The 18,717-nt window shown below is 64.0% G+C and carries 18 protein-coding genes; 8 read left to right on the top strand and 10 right to left on the bottom strand.

Features of this window, described 5'->3' with window-relative positions:
- Positions 1-13: 13 nt before the first annotated feature.
- The 8 genes from X756_RS152590 to speB form a co-directional block, all read right to left on the bottom strand.
- A complete protein-coding gene (locus tag X756_RS152590) occupies positions 14-817 on the bottom strand; it encodes an ABC transporter permease (protein WP_023729764.1) in 804 nt (267 codons plus the stop codon).
- On the bottom strand, positions 814-1,668 hold the full coding sequence (locus X756_RS152595) for an ABC transporter permease (protein WP_023695891.1): 855 nt from the start codon (positions 1,666-1,668) through the stop codon (positions 814-816). The genes X756_RS152590 and X756_RS152595 overlap by 4 nt, the downstream gene beginning before the upstream one ends.
- A complete protein-coding gene (locus tag X756_RS152600; RefSeq protein WP_023695892.1) occupies positions 1,665-2,702 on the bottom strand; it encodes an ABC transporter ATP-binding protein in 1,038 nt (345 codons plus the stop codon). Before X756_RS152600 ends, X756_RS152595 begins: the two co-directional genes overlap by 4 nt.
- 95 nt (positions 2,703-2,797) lie before the next feature.
- Positions 2,798-3,877 carry an extracellular solute-binding protein gene (locus tag X756_RS152605; RefSeq protein ID WP_031193903.1) on the bottom strand — a complete coding sequence of 360 codons (1,080 nt, stop codon included), beginning with the start codon at positions 3,875-3,877 and terminating at the stop codon, positions 2,798-2,800.
- A 77-nt stretch (positions 3,878-3,954) separates the two neighbouring features.
- Entirely contained in the window at positions 3,955-4,602 is a 648-nt protein-coding gene (locus tag X756_RS152610; protein WP_023729763.1) for an amino acid ABC transporter permease, read from the bottom strand.
- Positions 4,599-5,255 (bottom strand): amino acid ABC transporter permease, encoded by a 657-nt coding sequence (locus X756_RS152615; RefSeq protein ID WP_023683571.1) that lies wholly within the window; start codon positions 5,253-5,255, stop codon positions 4,599-4,601. The genes X756_RS152610 and X756_RS152615 overlap by 4 nt, the downstream gene beginning before the upstream one ends.
- Positions 5,256-5,261: 6 nt before the next feature.
- Positions 5,262-6,056, bottom strand: coding sequence for a transporter substrate-binding domain-containing protein (locus tag X756_RS152620; protein WP_023729762.1), 795 nt, complete (start codon positions 6,054-6,056; stop codon positions 5,262-5,264).
- Positions 6,057-6,139: 83 nt separating this feature from the next.
- Positions 6,140-7,201 carry an agmatinase gene (gene speB / locus X756_RS152625; protein WP_023729761.1) on the bottom strand — a complete coding sequence of 354 codons (1,062 nt, stop codon included), beginning with the start codon at positions 7,199-7,201 and terminating at the stop codon, positions 6,140-6,142.
- Between the two features lie 212 nt (positions 7,202-7,413).
- Here speB and gcvA point away from each other — a divergent pair, with 212 nt between their 5' ends.
- The 8 genes from gcvA to X756_RS152665 all read left to right on the top strand — a co-directional run bounded on the left by gcvA (position 7,414) and on the right by X756_RS152665 (position 16,418).
- The gene (gcvA, locus tag X756_RS152630; protein WP_023671280.1) at positions 7,414-8,382 is read left to right on the top strand and encodes a transcriptional regulator GcvA; all 969 of its coding nucleotides are present in this window, start codon (positions 7,414-7,416) and stop codon (positions 8,380-8,382) included.
- Between the two features lie 169 nt (positions 8,383-8,551).
- Positions 8,552-9,856 (top strand): nicotinate phosphoribosyltransferase, encoded by a 1,305-nt coding sequence (pncB, locus tag X756_RS152635; RefSeq protein ID WP_023683568.1) that lies wholly within the window; start codon positions 8,552-8,554, stop codon positions 9,854-9,856.
- Between the two features lie 191 nt (positions 9,857-10,047).
- Positions 10,048-11,490, top strand: a complete 1,443-nt coding sequence (locus X756_RS152640) for a hypothetical protein (protein WP_023729760.1) — start codon at positions 10,048-10,050, stop codon at positions 11,488-11,490.
- A 152-nt stretch (positions 11,491-11,642) separates the two neighbouring features.
- A complete protein-coding gene (locus X756_RS152645; RefSeq protein WP_023671283.1) occupies positions 11,643-12,947 on the top strand; it encodes an ABC transporter substrate-binding protein in 1,305 nt (434 codons plus the stop codon).
- Positions 12,948-13,106: 159 nt separating this feature from the next.
- The gene (locus tag X756_RS152650; protein WP_023729759.1) at positions 13,107-13,988 is read left to right on the top strand and encodes a branched-chain amino acid ABC transporter permease; all 882 of its coding nucleotides are present in this window, start codon (positions 13,107-13,109) and stop codon (positions 13,986-13,988) included.
- Complete coding sequence (locus X756_RS152655) at positions 13,985-14,947, top strand: branched-chain amino acid ABC transporter permease (protein ID WP_023729758.1); 963 nt, start codon at positions 13,985-13,987, stop codon at positions 14,945-14,947. Before X756_RS152650 ends, X756_RS152655 begins: the two co-directional genes overlap by 4 nt.
- Positions 14,944-15,669: an ABC transporter ATP-binding protein gene (locus X756_RS152660; protein ID WP_023693111.1), complete on the top strand. Its 726-nt coding sequence runs from the start codon at positions 14,944-14,946 to the stop codon at positions 15,667-15,669. The genes X756_RS152655 and X756_RS152660 overlap by 4 nt, the downstream gene beginning before the upstream one ends.
- Positions 15,666-16,418 carry an ABC transporter ATP-binding protein gene (locus X756_RS152665; RefSeq protein ID WP_023729757.1) on the top strand — a complete coding sequence of 251 codons (753 nt, stop codon included), beginning with the start codon at positions 15,666-15,668 and terminating at the stop codon, positions 16,416-16,418. Before X756_RS152660 ends, X756_RS152665 begins: the two co-directional genes overlap by 4 nt.
- Here X756_RS152665 and X756_RS152670 read toward each other — a convergent pair whose 3' ends face one another.
- Both X756_RS152670 and pncA read right to left on the bottom strand, forming a co-directional pair.
- On the bottom strand, positions 16,419-17,786 hold the full coding sequence (locus X756_RS152670; protein WP_050589249.1) for a sodium:proton antiporter: 1,368 nt from the start codon (positions 17,784-17,786) through the stop codon (positions 16,419-16,421).
- Between the two features lie 85 nt (positions 17,787-17,871).
- Positions 17,872-18,486 (bottom strand): bifunctional nicotinamidase/pyrazinamidase, encoded by a 615-nt coding sequence (gene pncA, locus X756_RS152675; protein WP_023683560.1) that lies wholly within the window; start codon positions 18,484-18,486, stop codon positions 17,872-17,874.
- Between the last annotated feature and the right edge of the window lie 231 nt (positions 18,487-18,717).

The raw sequence follows: 18,717 nt of genomic DNA, 5'->3' as shown, positions 1-18,717 counted from the left end.
GGCCTGGGTCCGCTCAGCTCCCGTCCGACGACATCGCGCCGAGCAGCCTGCGTATATCGCCGAACCTGGCGATCGAGCCGAACACCAGTGCCGCCACCGCGACGAAGAACACCGACACCGAAGCCATGGTCGGTGTGTAGCCGTAGCGCAGCGCGTTGAAGATCTTGATGGGCAGCGTCTCGGTGGTGAAGCCGATCGTCATGTAGGCGACGATGTATTCGTTGAGCGACAAGACGAAGGCGAAGGCGTATCCCGAGACGAGGTAGGGCAGGATCAACGGCAGCACCACGGTTTTCAGCACTGTGCGGTCATCGGCGCCCATGGTCGCCGCGGCCTCGACCAGCGAGCGGTCGATCGAGGCAAAGCCGAGCGACAGCGTCACCAGCGGCAGCGTCACGAAGAAGATGGCGTGGCTGATTATGGCGGTGAAGAACTGGCCGAACTGCCCGACCGTCGCCCAGAAGGAGAGGAAGCCGAGCGCGGTGATGACCGGCGGCAGGATGAAGGGGGCAAGCCCCAGCACCTGGAAGATGTTCGCCCATGGCGCGATGCGCCGCCACAGGAACCAAGCCAGGGGCAGCGCGACCGCCACGGCAATGGCCGCCGAGCAGACGGCCAGCGTCACCGAATGGATCAGCGCCAGCCGCCATTCCGGATCGGTGAAGATCTGAGCGTACCAGGCGAGCGAGAAACCGACCGGCGGGAAGGAGAGCTCCTGCCGCGAATTCACCGACACGCCGGCGACGACGATCAGCGGCGCCGCCAGGAACAGCGCGACGATGGTGAAATAGACACGGCGCAGCAAGGTCGCGGTCATAGGGCGTTCTCCCTTCGTCCGACGAGCAGCGTCAGTCCGACCAGCGCCAGCGAGATCAGCACCAGGAACACCGCCATTGCGGCCGCGAACGGCATGTTGGACTGGTAGATCGCCTGGTCGGTGATCAGCACCGACAGCGTCCAGTGTTGCGGGCGTCCCAGAATCTGCGGTAGCAGATAGGAGCCGAGCGCAAAGACGAAGACCATGATCAGCGTCGCCACGATGGTGTTGCGCAGCGCCGGCGCGACGACGTTGAAGAAGGCCCGGATAGGCGAGGCGCCGAGCGTGCGCGCGGCCTCTAACAGAGTCGGATCGAGGCGGACCAAAGCGGGGTAAAGCACCAGGATCGTATAGGGCAGCGCCTGGTAAACCATGCCGGTCAGCACCGCGCCGAAGGTCGGCAGCAGCGCCACCGGCTTGTCCATCAGCCCGATCGCCACGAACAGATTGGTGATGCCCGCCGTGCGCGAAAACAGCGTCGACCAGGCAAAGCCGATGATGACTTCCGACAGCGACAGCACCGACAGCAGGCCGACCAGCCATAGCGTCTGCACGCGGCGCGGCCGGCGGGTCAGGAGGTAGGTGAAGGGGAAGGCGATGGCCACGCAGCAGACGGCGACCAGCACCGCCAGCATCAGTGAAAAGCCGAGCACGCCGCCGAAGAATACCGACAGGAAGCGGGCGTAATTGTCGAACACGAAATCCGGCGTGTAGAAACCGGACGGATTGCGCTTGAAGAAGCTCACGGCGATCATCGTCGAGAACGGCACGACGAAGAAGACGATCAGCATCAGCGCCGGAAAGAACAGCGGCGTGTAGTCGGCTAGCGACTTCGGAGCCTCGCGTCTCATGCGCCGAGCACCACGCAGCTGCCGGGCGGCAGCGTTACGCCGACCTTGGCGCCGACCGGCACGTCATGCCGTTCGCGCGGCGTGGTCACGGCAATGATGCTGGTGCCGCCGACATCGACGAAGGTCTCGATGGTGCCGCCGAGATCGCGAACGAAACTCACCTCGCCGGTAATGGCCGAGCCGCCGGGGCTGCCGAGATGCACATCCTCGGGGCGGACCGATACAGACGCTTTAGTCTGACCCGCCGGCATGGCAAGACCTGGAATGGCTGTGCCCAGAATGGTGGTGCGCCCGGTGCTGTCGATCTCGGCCGGCAGCAGATTGGTGATGCCGATGAAGTCGGCGACGAAGGCGTCGGCCGGCTTGCGGTAGATCTCGATCGGCGGCGCCGCCTGCAGGATCCTGCCGTGGCCCATGACGACGACGAGGTCGGCCATGGTCATGGCTTCGCGCTGGTCGTGGGTGACGACGATGGTGGTGATGCCCAACCGCTGCTGCAACTGGCGCAGTTCCACCTGCATGGCCTCGCGCAGTTTGGCGTCGAGCGCCGACAGCGGCTCGTCGAGCAGGAACAGTTTCGGCGACAGCGCCAAGGCCCGTGCAATTGCCACGCGCTGGCGCTGACCGCCCGACAGTTTGGCCACCGGGCGGTCGGCAAAGCCGGTCAGATGGATGAGGCCTAGCAACTCGTCGACGCGCTTCTTCTGCTCCTCCTTCGAGGCGCCGCGAATGCGCAGCGCATAGGCGATGTTGTCGCCGACAGAGAGATGCGGAAACAGCGCCAGCGACTGGAACACCATGCCGAGATTGCGCTTGTGCGTCGGCAAAGGCGTGATGTCCTCGCCGTCGAGCACGATGGCGCCGCTGGTCGGCTCCTCCAGTCCGGCAATCATGCGCAGCAGCGTGGTCTTGCCGCAGCCCGATGGGCCGAGCAGACACACGAACGTGCCATGCGGCACGTTGAGCTGGACATTGTCGACGGCGGCGAAGTTGCCGAATTTTTTGGTGACGGCGTTGATATCTAGTCCGGACATGCTCATCCCTCTCAGGCTGTGCGCTGGAGCAATTCCAGGAAATGGCCGCCGGAGGAAATCCGGCGGCCGATCAGTTTTCAAGCGGAACGGGCGGCTCAGCCGACGATCAGCTCGGTCCACTTCTGGTTGATCCAGTCGGCCTTCGACGTATAGAGGTCATAGCGCGGGATGATCGGATCGATATCCGACGACACCGCGGCGAACTCTTCCGGCTTGAGGTCGAGCACCTCTTTCTTCAGCGTCGGCGTGGTGCCGACCTTGCGCGACATCAGACCCTGCATCGACGGCTGGCTCATATAGTCGATGAATGCATGCGCCTCGTCGACCTTGGTCGAGGCGCGCGACAGCACCCAATTGCCGGAGTCCTGGATGCCGCCTTCCTTCGGGAAGGTCGAGCGGACATGGAAGCCGTCGGCGACCGCGAGGCCGGTGACGTCGTGATAATACTGGCCCATCGGGATCTCGCCCGACTTCAGCGCCTGCTCGAACTGCGCCTCGTCGCGATACCACAGCCGGACATTCGGCTTGAGCTCGGCGAGCTTTTCGAACGCCTTGTTCAGTCCGTCCTCGGTGTCGAGCGCATTGGTGCCGCCCATGAAGGTCTTGGCTGTCACTTCGAGCAGGAACGAGTTCGAGGCAAGTGCCAGAAGGCCAAGCTTGTCCTCATTGGCCTTGTCCCACAGCGTCTCCCATGAGGTCGGCGCATCTTTGTAGACATCGGTGTTGGAGACCAGCGTGATCCACCAGGCGACGGCGCCGATGCCGGCAACGCGACCATCCGGATATTTGTTGACGAAGCGCGGCAACAAATCGTTGTAGTGCTTGAACTTCGACGTATCGAGCGGCGTCCACAATTCGGTCGACTGGCCCTTCAGCGTCGAGGTCTGCGACATCATCGAAAGGTCCGCCGGGGCTTGGCCGGCCTTGGACGCCTGTTCGAGCTGCACCAGCCAGGCTTCGCCGGTCGGCTCGGCGACCGACTCGACCGCAATGCCGGTCGCCTTGGTAAAGTCGGGGAAGACGTGCTCGTCGAAGGATTTCTTGAAGTAGCCGCCATAGACGCCGACCTTCAGCGACTTGTCCTGCGCGCGCAGGATCGACGGCATGGCGAGCACGCCGGCTGTAGCGAGGCCCGCACCAAGCACGCCGCGCCGTGTCAGGGATTTTCCAATCAGTCTGTTCATCTGGTTTCTCCTCAGTTGATGCCGTTCTATTCCGGCAGGTTCCCTTCACGCACTGTCGCCGCCTGGCGTCAGTGGGCCGCCGCTCGTTGTTCGAGCGTACGGGCGTATTGCGTCAGTGGAAAGCACATGACGAAGAAGATCAGCGCCACCAGCCCGTAGACCTTGAACGGTTCGAAGGTGGCGTTGTTGATGGCGTTGGAGGTTCTGACCAGCTCCTCGAAGCCGATGATCGAGGTCAGCGCCGTCGATTTGATCAACTGCACCAGGAAGCCGACGATCGGCGCCCTTGTGATCGAGAACGCCTGCGGCAGGATGATCAGCCTGAGCTCCTGCAGACGGTGCAGCCCAAGGCTGGCGCCGGCGTCCCACTGCCCGCGCGGCAGCGCATCGACGCCGCTGCGCCAGATCTCGGCCAGATAGGCGCTGGCGAAGAAGGTCAGGCCGAGCACCGCTGCCGTCCATGGCTCGATGCGCAGGCCGAGCATCGGCAGGCCGAAGAACATTAGGAACAGCTGCATCAACAGCGGCGTTCCCTGGAACAGGGCGATGTAGCCGGAAGCGACCCGCTGGCTCCATTTATTCTCTGCGGTCCTGAAGAACAGCACGATCAGCCCGACCAGCGCCCCGCCGACGAAGGCGGCCAGTGACAACAGCACCGTCCAGCGGGCGGCGAGCAGCAGATTGCGAACGATGTCCCAGAAGGTGAATTCGATCATGTGACACCTGCCCCCAATACGCGGCGCCCGCCTGTGACCAGCAGCCGGCGCAAGGCCATGGACAGGACGAGGTAGACCAGGGTCACGACGAAATAGGTTTCGAAGGACCGGAAGGTGCGGGCTTGCAGCATGTCGGCCTCATAGGTCAGCTCGCGCACGGCGATCTGCGACACCACGGCCGATTCCAGCATCATGATGACGATCTGGCTGGTCAGCGCCGGGTAGATCACCTTGAGCGCCTGCGGCAGCACGATCTTGACAAACACCTGGCGTGGCCGAAGCCCGAGTGCCAAGGCGGCTTCCGTCTGTCCGCCGGGCACGGCATCGAGGCCGGCGCCGACGATTTCAATCGTGTAGGCCGCCATGTTGAGCGTCATTGCCAGCATGGCGGCCAGGATCGGATCGAGCCTTATGCCGAGGCTGGGCAGGCCGAAGAAGATGAAGAACAGCTGCACCAGGAACGGCGTGTTGCGCATCACCTCGACATAGACCGCGATGGCGCGCTTCACGAATACCGGGCCGTTGCGCCGGCCGGCAGCGCCCAGGATGCTGAGCAGCGTGCCCACGAGCGTGGTCACGACGATCAACAGGATCGTCGTGGCCGCGCCGCGCGCGATGTCGCCCACAGCACCTGGGAGCCAGGCAAAGGCCACGAGAACTCAATCCTTGAGGTTGTCGGGATTGAGCGGCGTCTTCAGCCAGGCCTTCGAGCTCTCGTCGAGCTTGCCGTCGGCCAGCATCTTGGCAACCGCATCATTGACCGCCGTCTTCAGCCGGTCCTCTTTCTTGTTGAGGCCGATATGCGAAGGCGAGGTCAAAAGCTGGAACTTCTGCTCCGGCTTCAGCGCGTCCTGCTTGGCCAGCACCTGCGCGCCGACATCATTGCCGACCACCATCAGCTGCGTCTGGCCGGAGATGAAGGCTTGGATGACGGAGTTGTAGTTGTCGAAGCGCTTGATGTCGGCCGATGCCGGCGCCGCCTCGGTCAGCGACGTATCCTCCAGCGTGCCGCGATTTACGGCGATCGACTTGTCGGCAAGGTCTTCCTTGCCTTTGACGGAGAGCGCCGCCGGACCGATGACGGCGATGTAATAGGGCGCGTAGGCGGCGGCGAAATCGATCACCTCCTCGCGCTCCTTGGAATAGCCGACGCTCATCAGGATATCGACGCGCTTGTCGGTGAGATACGGGATGCGGTTCTGGCCGGTGACGCTGACCAGATTGAGCTTCACCTTGAGTGAATCGGCGATCGCCTGCGCGACGTCGACGTCATAGCCCTTGATGCTCATATCGGCGCTGGCCGAGGAGAAGGGCGGAAAGTCGGAGAAGATGCCGACATTGATGGCGCCGGCCTTGGTGATGTCGTCGACGGCGTCGGCATTGGCCGGGGAGGCGAAGCCGAGGCCGGCGAGCATCAGCGCGGCGGCGATGGTTGATTTCATTTGGATTGTCATTGGTATTCCCCTTCTGGAAGCTTGTTTGTTTTGGAAACGGCCGCCGGCTCCAGCGCGGCGGCCGCCTTTGCATGTGAAATCCGTCAGGCCCCCTTGCCGGTGATCGCCGGGCTGAACACCATCAGGCTCAGGATCTCGAACAGGACCTGGGCGCCGACATGGGCGGTGTTGGTGGTCGCGTCATATTGCGGCGCCACCTCGACGACGTCGCCGCCGACAATGTTGAGGCCTTTCAAGCCGCGCAGCAGTTCGAGCACCTCGCGCGTCGTCAGGCCGCCGATCTCCGGCGTGCCGGTGCCTGGAGCGAAGGCCGGATCGACACTGTCGACGTCGAAGGAAATGTAGGTCGGGCCGTCGCCGACGATTTTGCGCGCCCTCTCGATGATGGCGGGGATGCCGAGACCCGTCACCTCTTCGGCATGCACGACCGTCATGCCGGATTCGTAGGTGAACTCCCACAGATATTCGGCCGAGCCGCGGATGCCGATCTGGATGGTGCGGGTGGGGTCGAGGACGCCGTCCAGCACCGCGTTGCGGAACGGGCCGCCATGGTGGAACTTGGTCATGTCGAACAGCCCGCTTGTGTCGCAATGGGCATCGATGTGGATCATGCCGACCGGCGCCTTCTTGCCGACCGCCTTCAGGATCGGATGGCTGATCGAGTGGTCGCCGCCGACCGAAAGCGGCAGCACGCCGGCATCGACGATCTGGTTGGTGCGGCGCTCGATGTCTTCGTGGCTGATCTCCAGCCGGTAACGGCTGCGGAACGGCGTATCGCCGATGTCGGCGACGCGAAGCTCATGCGTCGGCGCGCATTCCAGCACATGATTGTAGGGGCCTATGCGCTCGATGGCGCGCAGCGCCCTGGGTCCAAAGCGCGAGCCGGGCCGGTTGGTGACGCCGAGATCCATCGGCACGCCGATGATCGCCACCTGCAAATCGCCGAAATCGGGATTGTCGGCTGCGATTTCGCGATAGGGCGCGGCGAGGAAGGTGGGGATGCCGGCGTAGGGCGCGAGTCGGGTGCCGCTCTTGGAGAAGATCTTGTCGGCGACCTTGCGGAACTTCGGGTCGAACATCTCGCCGCCATGGCTCTCGCCATACTTGCGGCGCAAGGCTTCCAGCTTGCCTCTGTCATAACCCATGTCGGTCTCCTCCTGCGGGCTGATGCATGCGGCCGTGGCGACATCTGCGAACTGACCATCATCCGGCCGGGTCGCTGTCCCGCTGGCTGCCTGTAGATTTCACGTCATTGATGCTGTTGACCTGCCAAAGTGTCCGGCAGCCGCATTGAAAAATCAATTGATATTGTTACGGTGCTGATTGTGAGAAAATCTCACAGAGTATCCGGTTGCTCATGGCCAAGCGTCTGCCCCCCTTGAATCCCTTGCGCGCCTTCGAGGCGACGGCGCGGCATGCCTCGCTGACCAAGGCGGCGAGTGAGCTCAACGTCACCCACGGCGCAATCAGCCACCAGATCAAGGCGCTCGAGCAATCACTCGGCGTAAAACTGTTCGAACGCACCGGACAGCGGGTAAAGCTCACCCCGCACGGCGCCGAATTGCTGCCGGCGGTCTCGACCGCCTTCGACGGCATCGCCGCCGCCACCCAGCGCATGACCAGGCCAGCCAGCGCCGGTACGCTGTCGGTCTCCTGCGTGCCGGCGCTGCTGCTTCTGTGGATGACGCCGCGGCTCGGCAGCTTCATGGCGCAATATCCTGATATCAGGTTGACGCTGATCCCGTCCAACGACCCCAAGGACATCCGCGCCCCACAGGTCGATGTCTGCGTGCTCTATGGCGACGGCAGCTGGACCGATTGCTGGATGCGCAAATGGTCGGGCCTCGAACTGTTCCCGGTGGTCAGCCCGACGCTGATCAACAACCGGCCGCTCCGCATCTGCCGGGATCTTGCTGGCCATGTCATCCTGCATGGCGATGATGGCCGCGAATGGCACACCTGGCTGGCCGCCGCCGATGGGCTCGACCTCGAACGTGGCCGCCGCCACCATCTCGGCGACGCCCGCACCGCGATCGAAGCCGCGGTGCACGGCCACGGCGTCGCGCTCGGCGATTCCGTCACCGCCAGCATGCTGCTCGCCAGGGGCCTGCTGGTGGCGCCGTTCAGCCTGTCGGTGCCGGCGGTCGACGATTTCTATGTCGTCTGCCGCAACGAGATGCGTTCGGCGCCGATCGTGCAATTGTTCGTCGACTGGCTGTTTGCCGAAAAGGAACAAGCCGACAGCCGCGCCGACGCGCCGGTGGCCGGCCGCATCGGCAGCCGCCGGAAGCGTCCGGCGCTGCGGGTGGTGGGCGCCAAGAGTTGAGGCTGGACCGGAGCGACTGCTTTTTGTCGGGCCAGCCCGGAAAGCGGGAGGCGCTTTCAAAAATTCAATGCTAATAAGCTCTTGCCGGGCAATTCCAGGAAAACTGTGCGGCGGTTTCCCGTCCGGAATTGCGTAAGAAGGACGTGAGCAGCGAAGGCGACGGCAGGACATGGCAAGAACTGATATAGCGCGGCGCGTCTACAACCACACCTGGAAGCTGGACCCGATCGTCCGCAGCCTGCTCGACACCGATTTCTACAAGCTTCTGATGCTGCAGATGATCTGGGGCATGTACCCCAAGGTCGACGCCACCTTTTCACTGATCAACCGCACTACCTCGGTGCGGCTTGCCGACGACATCGACGAAGGCGAATTGCGCGACCAGCTCGACCATGCCCGCACGCTGCGCTTCTCCAAGAAGGAGATGATCTGGCTTGGCGGTAACAATTTCTATGGCCGCAAGCAGATCTTCGAGCCGGAATTCCTCGCCTGGCTGGAAGGTTTTCGGCTGCCCGACTACGAGCTCTCCAAGCGCGACGGTCAGTACGAGCTCTCCTTCAGCGGTCCCTGGATGTACACCACCCTGTGGGAAATCCCGGCGCTGGCGATCATCAATGAGCTTCGTTCCCGCGCCGCCATGCGCGCCTTCGGTCCCTTCGCGCTTGACGTGCTCTATGCACGCGCCAAGGGGAAGATGTGGGCCAAGACCGAACGCTTGAAGGCGCTGCCCGGCATCCGCATCTCCGATTTCGGCACCCGCCGCCGCCATTCCTTCCTGTGGCAGCGCTGGTGCGTCGAGGCGCTCAAGGAAGGCATTGGCGAAGCCTTCACCGGCACCTCGAACGTGCTGCTGGCGATGGACAACGACCTCGAAGCGCTCGGCACCAACGCGCATGAATTGCCGATGGTTTTTGCCGCCCTCGCCAAGTCGGAAAAGGAATTGAAGGAATCACCCTACAAGGTGCTGCAGGACTGGCAGCGCTATTACGGCGGCAACCTGCTGATCGTGCTGCCCGACGCTTTCGGCACCGCATCCTTCCTGCGCGACGCCCCGGACTGGGTCGCCGACTGGACCGGCTTCCGCCCCGACAGCGCGCCGCCGATCGAAGGCGGCGAAAAAATCATCGACTGGTGGCGCGAGAAGGGCAAGGACCCCAGGCAGAAGCTGCTGATCTTCTCCGACGGTCTCGAGGTCGAAACCATCGAGGAGACCTACAGGCACTTCAAGGGCAAGGTGCGCATGTCCTTCGGCTGGGGCACCAACCTCACCAACGATTTCGAAGGCTGCGCGCCGACCGAAACCAACAGCCTGGATGCGATATCGCTCGTCTGCAAGGTGACGGAGGCCAATGGCCGGCCGGCGGTGAAGCTGTCGGACAATCCGGCGAAAGCGACGGGCGACAAGAAGGAGATCGAGCGCTATCTCCGGATTTTTGGGGCGAAGGATCGCGTGGAGCAGCTGGTCAAGGTTTGAGGGTCGGCGGGTGCCTTGCTGGACGAAATGGAAATCGCGATAGCGTGAGTTCCCGCCCACCCCCCTCTGTCCTGCCGGACATCTCCCCCGCAAGGGGGGAGATTACCCCGTCATCTCCGCCTTCGCTAATCTCCGACGTTGCAAAGGCAGCGCCGGCAGGGCAACTGCCAATCTCCCCCCTTGAGGGGGAGATGTCCGGCAGGACAGAGGGGGGCGTCGTAGAGCGCGGCTGTCACCGGCCAACCCTTATCACCACCACCCTCACACTCCTCCCCACCCCCGCCCTCGCGCACGCCTCCGACCGCGGTCACGTCCTCCTCCTGCCGACCGGCTACTACATCGCCGGCGGCGCGCTTGCCGTCGCGGTAAGCTTCCTCGTTCTCGCCCTGCTGCCACCCGCAACCCTCCACCGCTTCTGGCGCCGCCGCCTGCCGCTCTTCCCATTCGCCGACCCCCCTCGCACAATCATCAGCCTCATCTCCTTTGCCGGCTTCGCAACGCTCAACGCCGCCGGCCTGTTCGGCAGCCGCGATCCGCTCTCCAATCCGCTGCCGCTAACCATCTGGACGCTGCTCTGGGTCGGCCTTGCCATCGCGCAAGGCCTGTTCGGCGATCTCTGGTCGTGGCTGAACCCATGGTATGGCCCGTGGCGGATCGTAAGCCGCCTGTCCGAGCTTCGTGGCGGTGAGGGACAGGAATCGCGTTTGCCTTCATGGCTCGGCTGCTGGCCAGCCGTTATCCTGTTCTTCGCCTTCGCCTGGTTCGAGCTGATCGACCCGGCGCCCGACGACCCGGCGCGGCTGGCCTATGCCGCCGGCCTCTACTGGTTGCTTACCTTCATCGCCATGCTCGCCTTCGGCTACCGCGATTGGAGCCGGCGCGGCGAATTCCTGACGATGTTCTTCGCCATGGTGGCGCGCTTCGCCCTTGTCGAGCGCGATGAACACGGGCGGCTCGCTCTCTGCTGGCCGGGCTCAAAACTGCTCGGCGCAGCGCCCCTGCCGGCAAGCGGCATCGCTTTCCTGCTGCTCAGCCTGTCATCGGTGTCCTTCGACGGCCTGTCGAAAACCTTCTTCTGGCTCGGCCTGTTCGGCATCAACCCGCTGGAATATCCCGGCCGCACCGCGCTCATCGGCATAAGCAGCTTTGGCCTCGTGCTGACCTTCGTCCTGCTCGCGGCGGCATTCCTGCTGGCCGTCATACTCGGCCAGCGCCTTGCCGGCAGCCGACATTCCCACGGAGAGGCCGCCGGGCTGCTGGTCTGGTCGATCGTACCGATCGCGCTCGCCTATCATGTCGCGCACTATCTGACGGCGCTGCTGGTCGACGGCCAGTATGCGATTGCCGCTTTGTCCGACCCGTTCGCGCTGGGATGGAACCTGTTCGGCGCCGCCGACATGCAGATCGAGGCCGGCATCGTCGCCGGGGCCCACTCCGCCTGGTGGCTGTGGAACCTGCAGGCCGGCATCATCATCGCCGGGCACATGCTGGCGGTGCTCGTTGCCCATGGACTGGCCTGGCGACTGCACCAGGTGCCATCGCGCGCCGCCCTCAGCCAGTTGCCGCTCACCATGCTGATGATTGCCTACACGATCTTCGGCCTGTGGTTGCTTGCCACGCCGACGGCCGGATGAGACAAGCTGATCCACATGCCTTTGCGGAAAGCCCGCTTGCAAGCTCTGTGCTTTGGTGATTTAGTTTGTACACATGCAATTTCTGCCCCTCCTGCAAGGGAGTGGCCTTGCCTCGTTACAGACAGTCAAAACTCAAAAACAGGGGAACTGCCGTGACTGACAAGAATGGGTTTTTCGATCTCTCCAAATCCACCCTTAGCCGCCGCACCGCGCTGAAAGGTCTCGCCGCCGGCGCCGGGCTGACGCTCGCGCCCGGCTTCGTCCGCTACAGCCAGGCGCAGAGTTCGGCGCCAATCAAGATCGGCTTCCAGTCGCACCGCACCGGCATCGGCGCCGCCTATGGCCGCTGGTATGAAAAGACCAGTGCCGCCGCGGTCAAGGCGATCAACGACGCCGGCGGCATCAATGGCCGACCTGTCGAACTGGTGATCGAGGATGACGGCACCGATCCCGGCCGTGGCGCCGAGGTGGTCGGCAAGTTCGCCACCCAGCACAAGACCGACATCGTCTTCGGCACGCTGTTCTCGCATGTGGTGATCGGCTCGGCGCCGGCCGCCGGCGAAAACAAGATCCCGTATTTCGTCGTCAGCGAAGGCCACCACGTCGCTTCGACCAAGCTCAACCGCTACGTCTTCCAGCCTGGCATCACCGATGTGAAGAGCCAGATCCAGTCGATGGCGCCGTGGATCGCGGCCAATGCCGGCAAGAAGGTGACGCAGATCTTCCCGGATTTCGCCTTCGGCTACGACCATCGCGACTACCTGCCGCCGGCGCTGAAGGCGCAAGGCGCCGAGGTCATCGCCCAGATCGCCATCCCGCCGACAGAGTCGTCTTTCACGAAATACTTCCCGCAGATACCCGCCGAGACCGAAGTCATCTACCACGTGATGGTCGGCCCGGCCGTGCTCACCTTCGTCAAGGAACTCGGCGAGTTCTACGGCTCCAACCGGCCGCAACTGTTCGGCTTCATCGATTCGCTCGAAGCCACCGACATCAACAGCCCCGGCCTCGAATTTTTGGACGGCAGCCATTTCTGGGAAGGTTCGCCGCGCTATGCGCAGGCCAATGACTCGGCCGCCCAGAAAGCCTACCGCGCCGCTGTCGGCATCGACGACAATGGGGCTGCCGTCGGCGACCCCAAGGACGTCTCCACCGCCGCCCACATGTTCGGCTGCTGGGAGACGCTCTATGTCGTTAAGAAGGCGATGGAAGATGCCGGCTACAAGGGCCCGGAAGACCGCGCCAAGCTGGTCGAGGCGACCGAGGCTCTGACCGAATTCGCCGAAGGCCCGGAGCATCCGCAAGGCCCCAAGACCTTCAACGGCAAGATCCACCAGTGTTTTGGCATCCAGAACATCTCCAAGGTCGAAGGCGGCAAGATGAAGGTCGTCCACAAGACCAAGATCGAGGACGGGCTTTACGAGGCCGAAGGGGATTATACGACGCAGGCGCTGTGAGGCGCCTTACCCTCCCCCTTGTGGGGAGGGTCGGCACGCAAGCTTCGCACTTTTGCGAAGCTTGCGAGACGGGGTGGGGGTCGCGACGGCCCGTGCCCAACCCCCACCCGACCGCTGCGCGGTCACCCTCCCCACAAGGGGAGGGTAAGGGCGCCCTGAATGCATTTCGGACCCCATCTCCTCCTCGCCGCCCTCGAAGGCCTTGTCACCTCAGCCGTGTTGGCGCTGACGGCGCTTGGGCTGTCGCTGGTGTTCGGCGTCATGCGCGTCGTCAACGTGGCCCATGGCGAGTTCTTCATGCTGGGCGCGGTGCTGGCCTGGGCGATCTCGACGGCGATACCCGGCCATCCCACGCTCGGCTTCCTGGCGGCGCTGGTGATTGCGCCGCTGATTGTCGGCGCCATTGCGCTGGTAGCCGAGCGGCTTGTGCTGCGGCGGCTCAATTACAATCCGGAAGCCACCATCGTCGCCACGATCGGCATGCTCTACATCATCCAGCAGCTGGCGTTGAGCTTCTATGGCCCGGAAGCCCGCCCGGTGGAGCCGCCCTTCAGCTACCGCATCCTTTTGCCCTGGTTCGGCTATTCCGGCTACAAGCTGTCGATCATTGCCGCTTCGGCCCTTCTGCTCATCGCCACCTGGCTGGTGCTGACGCGCACCAAGATCGGCCTCATCATGCGCGCCACCCAATATGACAGCGAAACGGCGCAGGCCTTCGGCATTCCGGTCGCCCGCGTCTATGCGGGCGTCTTCGCGCTCGGCGCCATGCTGGCGGCCGTCGCCGCCGTGCTGATCGTGCCGATCAGTCAGGCGCACTACCTGATGGGGCAGGACCCGCTGCTGTTGTCCTTCATCGTCGTCATCATCGGCGGCCTCGGCTCGCTGCGCGGCACCGTCGTTGCCGCCGTGCTGATCGGCCTGTCCGACGGCATCATCTCGGTGTTCTTCTCGCCGACTTTGGCCAAGATCATAGCCACGCTGCTGGTGGCCATGGTGCTGGTGTTCAGGCCCCAAGGCCTGTTCGGGCAGGCGCCGCGATGAGCGAAGCTTCGCCGGCAAAAGCTTATGCTCTGCATATCGGCGCCATCGCGCTGCTGTTCGCCCTGAGCTTCGTCCTGCCGGATTATCATCACGGCCTGCTCGCCCGCATCATGGTGCTGGCGGTGTTCGCCATGGGCTACAACATGCTGTTCGGCTATGTCGGCCTGCTCAGCCTCGGCCACGCCATGTTCTTCGCCGCCGGGCTCTATGGCGCTGGTCTCGCCGTCATCCATCTCGGCTGGAGCGTGCCTTTGGCTTTCCTCGCCGGTATCGCCTGCGGCGCGCTGCTGGCACTTGTGATCGGCCTGCTGGCGCTGCGCACCACCGGCGTCGCCTTCATGATCGTCACCATGATGTTCGCGCAGGTGTTTTACCTCACCATCCTCTATTTCGCCGCCTGGACCGGCGGCGACCAGGGTCTGGTCGTGCCGCAGCCGGCGCGGGTTCTGGCCTTCGGCGCGACATCGCTCGACCTAACCAACCCGACCGTGCGCTACATGAGCGCGCTGGCGCTGTTCTCGGTCGTGCTGCTGATCACCCTCGCCATCGTCCGCTCCCGCTATGGCCGCGTGCTGGTCGCGGTGCGCGAGAACGAGGAGCGCACGAAAATGCTGGGCTACGACACCTTCTCCAACAAGCTGATCGCCGTCGTCGTCTCCGGCACCATCTGCGCCGCCTCGGGTGCGGCCTATGCGCTGCTGTTCGGCTATGTCGGCTCGAGCTTTGCCTCGGTGCAGTATTCCATCCTGCCGCTGCTCTGGGTGCTGCTCGGCGGCGCCGCCACGACGCTGGGCGCGCTGCTCGGCACGGTGTTCATGTACTATGTCATCGACACCGCCAGCGGCTACACCTCCGCCTATCTCCTGATCGTCGGTATTGCGCTCATCCTGCTGGTGCTGTTTTTCCCCAAAGGCATTCTGGGCACCATCCGCCAGCGCTGGCTCGGGTGGCTCCCATGATGCCGTTGCTGACCACCAAAGGCCTGGCGCGCAGTTTCGGCGGCCTGCGCGCCGTCGACGGTGTCGATTTTCAGCTGATGCCGGGCGAGATCCGCGCCGTCATCGGCCCCAATGGCGCCGGCAAAACCACCTTCGTCAGCCTGGTCAGCGGCCGCATTCAGCCATCGTCCGGCATGATCGTCTTCGACGGCGCCGACATCACCAGCCAGCCGGCCTATCTCAGGGTGCGCCGGGGCATCGCCTACACCTTCCAGATCACCAGCGTCTTCGCCAACCTCTCTGCCTACGATAATGTCGCGTTGCCGGTGCAGCGCACGCTGACCGATGGCCGCTCGAAAGGTGCGGTGCGCACCGGCGTCATGGCCGCGCTGGAACGCACCGGACTTGCCGGCCGCGCCCATATGCCGGCCGGCCAGCTTTCCTACGGCCACCAGCGCCTGCTGGAAGTCGCGATGGGCCTGGCGCTTAAGCCGCGGCTTTTGATCCTCGACGAGCCGACGCAGGGGCTGGCCGACAGCGAGATCGACAATTTCATCGGACTGGTGCGCGAGATTGCCAAGAGCGCCACCGTGCTCCTGATCGAGCACAACATGCCGGTCGTCATGCAGCTGGCCGACCGCATCACGGTCTTCAACGCCGGCAGGATCCTGGCCGAAGGCACGCCCGAACAGGTTCGCGCCAACACACAGGTGCAGGAAGCCTATCTGGGGACGGCGCCATGAGCGAAGCCCCCAAGACTGAGGCCCCCAAGACTGAGGCCCACAAGACTGAAGCGCTGACCATCTCCAGGCTCGATTGCTTCTATGGCGAGGTTCAGGTGCTCTACGAGCTTGATCTCGTGCTCAACAAGGGCGAGGTGCTGTGCCTGTTCGGTCGCAACGGCGCCGGCAAGACGACGGCGCTGAAAGCAATCATGGGGCTGGTTCCGTCGAGCGCCGGCTCGATCCGGCTCGCCGGCAAGGAATTGACCGGCCTGCCGGCGCATGAGGTGCCCAAGGCCGGCGTCGCCTATGTACCGCAAGGCAGGCGGCTGTTCGCCGAGATGACGGTGGCGGAAAACATCGAGATCGGTCTGATGGCGCGCGGCAAGGGCAGAGCGACGCGCGAGAGCGTGCTCGATCTCTTCCCGCTGCTGCGCCAGCGGCTGCGCCAGCGCTCCGGCACTTTGTCCGGCGGCGAGCAGCAGATGCTGGCCATGGCCCGTGCGCTTTGCCTTGAGCCGCAGGTGCTGTTGCTAGACGAGCCGACGGAGGGGCTGATGCCGTCGATGATCGCCAAGATCCGCGAGACGGTGGTGAAGCTGCGTGAGCTAGGTGTCTCCACCATTCTGGTCGAACAGCGCGTCGACGCCGTGCTGTCCGTCGCCGACCGCGTCTGCTTCATCGAGAACGGCCGTAACCGCGAGACGGTGGATGTCGAGCAATTGCGCGCCGACCCATCGGCAGTCAGGCGCTATGTCGGCGTCGGCTGATCAGCCGAAAAACAGGAACCCGGCGATCAAAAAGATCGGGATCAGCACCAGCCCTGACCATGCCATGTAGCCGAAGAAGCCCGGCATCTTCACACCGCGGTGTCGGGCGATGGCGTAGACCATGAAGTTGGGTGCATTGCCGATATAGGTGTTGGCGCCCATGAACACCGCGCCGGCCGAGATCGCGGCCAGCGTTGAGGCCGCCTCCGTCATCAGGTGCCGCGCGTCGCCGCCTGCGAGTTCGAAGAACACCAGATAGGTCGGCGCATTGTCGAGGAAGGACGACAGCCCGCCGGTCAGCCAGAAATAGGCGAGATCATTGGGCTGCCCGGTGGGTGACGTCACCAGCGCGACCAGCGGCGCCAGCGCGCCGTCATGGCCGGCGCGAAGGATGGCAATGACCGGCACGATGCAGATGAAGATGCCAGCAAACAGTTTTGCCACCTCCGCGATCGGGCCCCAGGTGAAGCCGTTGGCCTCGCGATGGCTCTTGAGGGAAACGACAAGCGACAGCCCGGCGAGCGCCAGGATGATGGCATCGCGCACCAGGTTCTGCAGTTCGAGGCCGACGCCGAGGATGGAGAAAGTCACGCCCGGCTTCCAGGCAGCTGAAAGCAGGATCGCGGCAATGACGCCGGCCAGCAACGGCAGATTGGCCAGGCCGCGAAGGCGCACCTTCGTATCCGGCGTCGGATCCTTGATCTTCGGCGCGCCGCCTTCACGGCGATGCAGCATGATGTCGATGGCCAGGAAGACAAGCAGCACCAGGCCGCCGGTAAACAGCGTCTCGCGCCAGAGGTTCGCCGACGTCCAGAAGAACTCGACGCCGCGCAGGAAGCCGACGAACAATGGCGGGTCGCCCAAGGGCGTCAACGAGCCGCCGATGTTAGACACCAGGAAGATGAAGAAGATGACGACATGGGCGTTGAACTGCCGGTTGTCGTTGGCGCGCAGCATCGGCCGGATCAGGATCATCGAGGCGCCGGTGGTGCCGATCACCGAGGCCAGCATCGCCCCGACGAGCAGCAGCCCGGCATTGACCAGCGGCGTGCCATGGATGTTGCCGGCGACAAGGATGCCGCCCGAAATGGTGTAGAGCGCGAACAGCAGGATAATGAACGACATGTATTCGGTGAGCAGCGTGTGCAGCACGGCTTCACCGGCTACCGGAACGCCGAATGCAACCATCAGCGGGATGACCGCCAGCGCTCCCCAGCCGGCGGCGATCTTGCCGTAATGATGCTCCCAGACATGGTGGAACAGCAGCGGTCCGGTGGCGATCGAGAGCAGCAGGCCGGCGAAAGGCAGCGCCCACCACAGCGACATGGCAGCATCGGGCAGGCCGCGGGCCTCGGCCGCGAAGGCCATTTGCGGAGACACAGCGGAAGCGAGTACACCTGCCGCGAAAGCCTTCCCCAACTGTGTGCAGCCCCCTCGCTGCGTCACGATCCAGTCACTCCGAGATCGGGTCTTCGAGCTTCACCCCGGCATCGCGCATCCTCTTCAGCATCGCCTCGACCGAACCGTTTAGATCGATGCCGCGGCACGCGTCGAGCCGCACCGTCGTCTTGAAGCCTTGCTTGACCGCGTCGAGGGCCGAAAAGGCAACGCAGAAGTCGGTCGCCAGGCCAACCAGGGTCACACTGTCGATGCTGCGCTCCTTGAGGTAGCCGGCGAGCCCCGTCGGCGTCTTGTGGTCGTTCTCGAAGAAGGCGGAGTAGCTGTCGATATCAGGGCGAAATCCCTTGCGGATTACCAGCTCGGCCTTGGTCCAGGCGAGCCCCGAGTGAAAATCCGAGCCGAGGCTGCCCTGGATGCAATGGTCCGGCCACAGCGTCTGCGGCCCATAGGGCATCTCGATCGCGCTAAAGGGCTGCGCCCCCGGATGGCTGGAGGCAAAGCTCGAATGTCCGGCCGGGTGCCAGTCCTGCGTCAGCACGACATGCTCGGCATGCCGAATCAGATCGTTGACCAGCGGCACGATTTCGTCGCCGCCGGCAACCGCCAGTGCGCCGCCGGGGCAGAAGTCGTTTTGCAGGTCGATGACAACAAGCGCTTCGTCGGCCATGGCGCCTCTCCTCTTCTACGTCTCGAACGGGGGATCGAGTGAAATACGCCGCTGATGCGACCGGATGCTGAAACTTGACCGGATGGCCGCCTGCGTCAACCTCTGCAAGCGTAAGAAATGCTTGGCGGCCGGGTTCCCTTAAACTCCGGCTTTGACAATTTCCGCCAGCTTGATATCATTTGCATACGAATGAATTTGGCCTGATCAGACATTGGCGGGGTTCGGGAAGAC

The organism is Mesorhizobium sp. LNJC405B00, assembly GCF_000502615.1.
In the GTDB taxonomy this organism is placed as follows: domain Bacteria; phylum Pseudomonadota; class Alphaproteobacteria; order Rhizobiales; family Rhizobiaceae; genus Mesorhizobium.
The sequence above is the reverse complement of the archived record's forward strand: the minus strand, read 5'-3'. Positions and strand labels throughout refer to the sequence as shown.

What these genes read in the sequence shown, in the direction of transcription:
- X756_RS152590 (WP_023729764.1), bottom strand. Translation starts at nt 817, where the DNA reads ATGACCGCGACCTTGCTGCGCCGTGTCTATTTCACCATCGTCGCGCTG.
- X756_RS152595 (WP_023695891.1), bottom strand. Translation starts at nt 1,668, where the DNA reads ATGAGACGCGAGGCTCCGAAGTCGCTAGCCGACTACACGCCGCTGTTC.
- X756_RS152600 (WP_023695892.1), bottom strand. Translation starts at nt 2,702, where the DNA reads ATGTCCGGACTAGATATCAACGCCGTCACCAAAAAATTCGGCAACTTC.
- X756_RS152610 (WP_023729763.1), bottom strand. Translation starts at nt 4,602, where the DNA reads ATGATCGAATTCACCTTCTGGGACATCGTTCGCAATCTGCTGCTCGCC.
- X756_RS152620 (WP_023729762.1), bottom strand. Translation starts at nt 6,056, where the DNA reads ATGACAATCCAAATGAAATCAACCATCGCCGCCGCGCTGATGCTCGCC.
- speB (WP_023729761.1), bottom strand. Translation starts at nt 7,201, where the DNA reads ATGGGTTATGACAGAGGCAAGCTGGAAGCCTTGCGCCGCAAGTATGGC.
- gcvA (WP_023671280.1), top strand. Translation starts at nt 7,414, where the DNA reads ATGGCCAAGCGTCTGCCCCCCTTGAATCCCTTGCGCGCCTTCGAGGCG.
- pncB (WP_023683568.1), top strand. Translation starts at nt 8,552, where the DNA reads ATGGCAAGAACTGATATAGCGCGGCGCGTCTACAACCACACCTGGAAG.
- X756_RS152640 (WP_023729760.1), top strand. Translation starts at nt 10,048, where the DNA reads ATGTCCGGCAGGACAGAGGGGGGCGTCGTAGAGCGCGGCTGTCACCGG.
- X756_RS152650 (WP_023729759.1), top strand. Translation starts at nt 13,107, where the DNA reads ATGCATTTCGGACCCCATCTCCTCCTCGCCGCCCTCGAAGGCCTTGTC.
- X756_RS152655 (WP_023729758.1), top strand. Translation starts at nt 13,985, where the DNA reads ATGAGCGAAGCTTCGCCGGCAAAAGCTTATGCTCTGCATATCGGCGCC.
- X756_RS152660 (WP_023693111.1), top strand. Translation starts at nt 14,944, where the DNA reads ATGATGCCGTTGCTGACCACCAAAGGCCTGGCGCGCAGTTTCGGCGGC.
- X756_RS152665 (WP_023729757.1), top strand. Translation starts at nt 15,666, where the DNA reads ATGAGCGAAGCCCCCAAGACTGAGGCCCCCAAGACTGAGGCCCACAAG.
- X756_RS152670 (WP_050589249.1), bottom strand. Translation starts at nt 17,786, where the DNA reads ATGGCCTTCGCGGCCGAGGCCCGCGGCCTGCCCGATGCTGCCATGTCG.
- pncA (WP_023683560.1), bottom strand. Translation starts at nt 18,486, where the DNA reads ATGGCCGACGAAGCGCTTGTTGTCATCGACCTGCAAAACGACTTCTGC.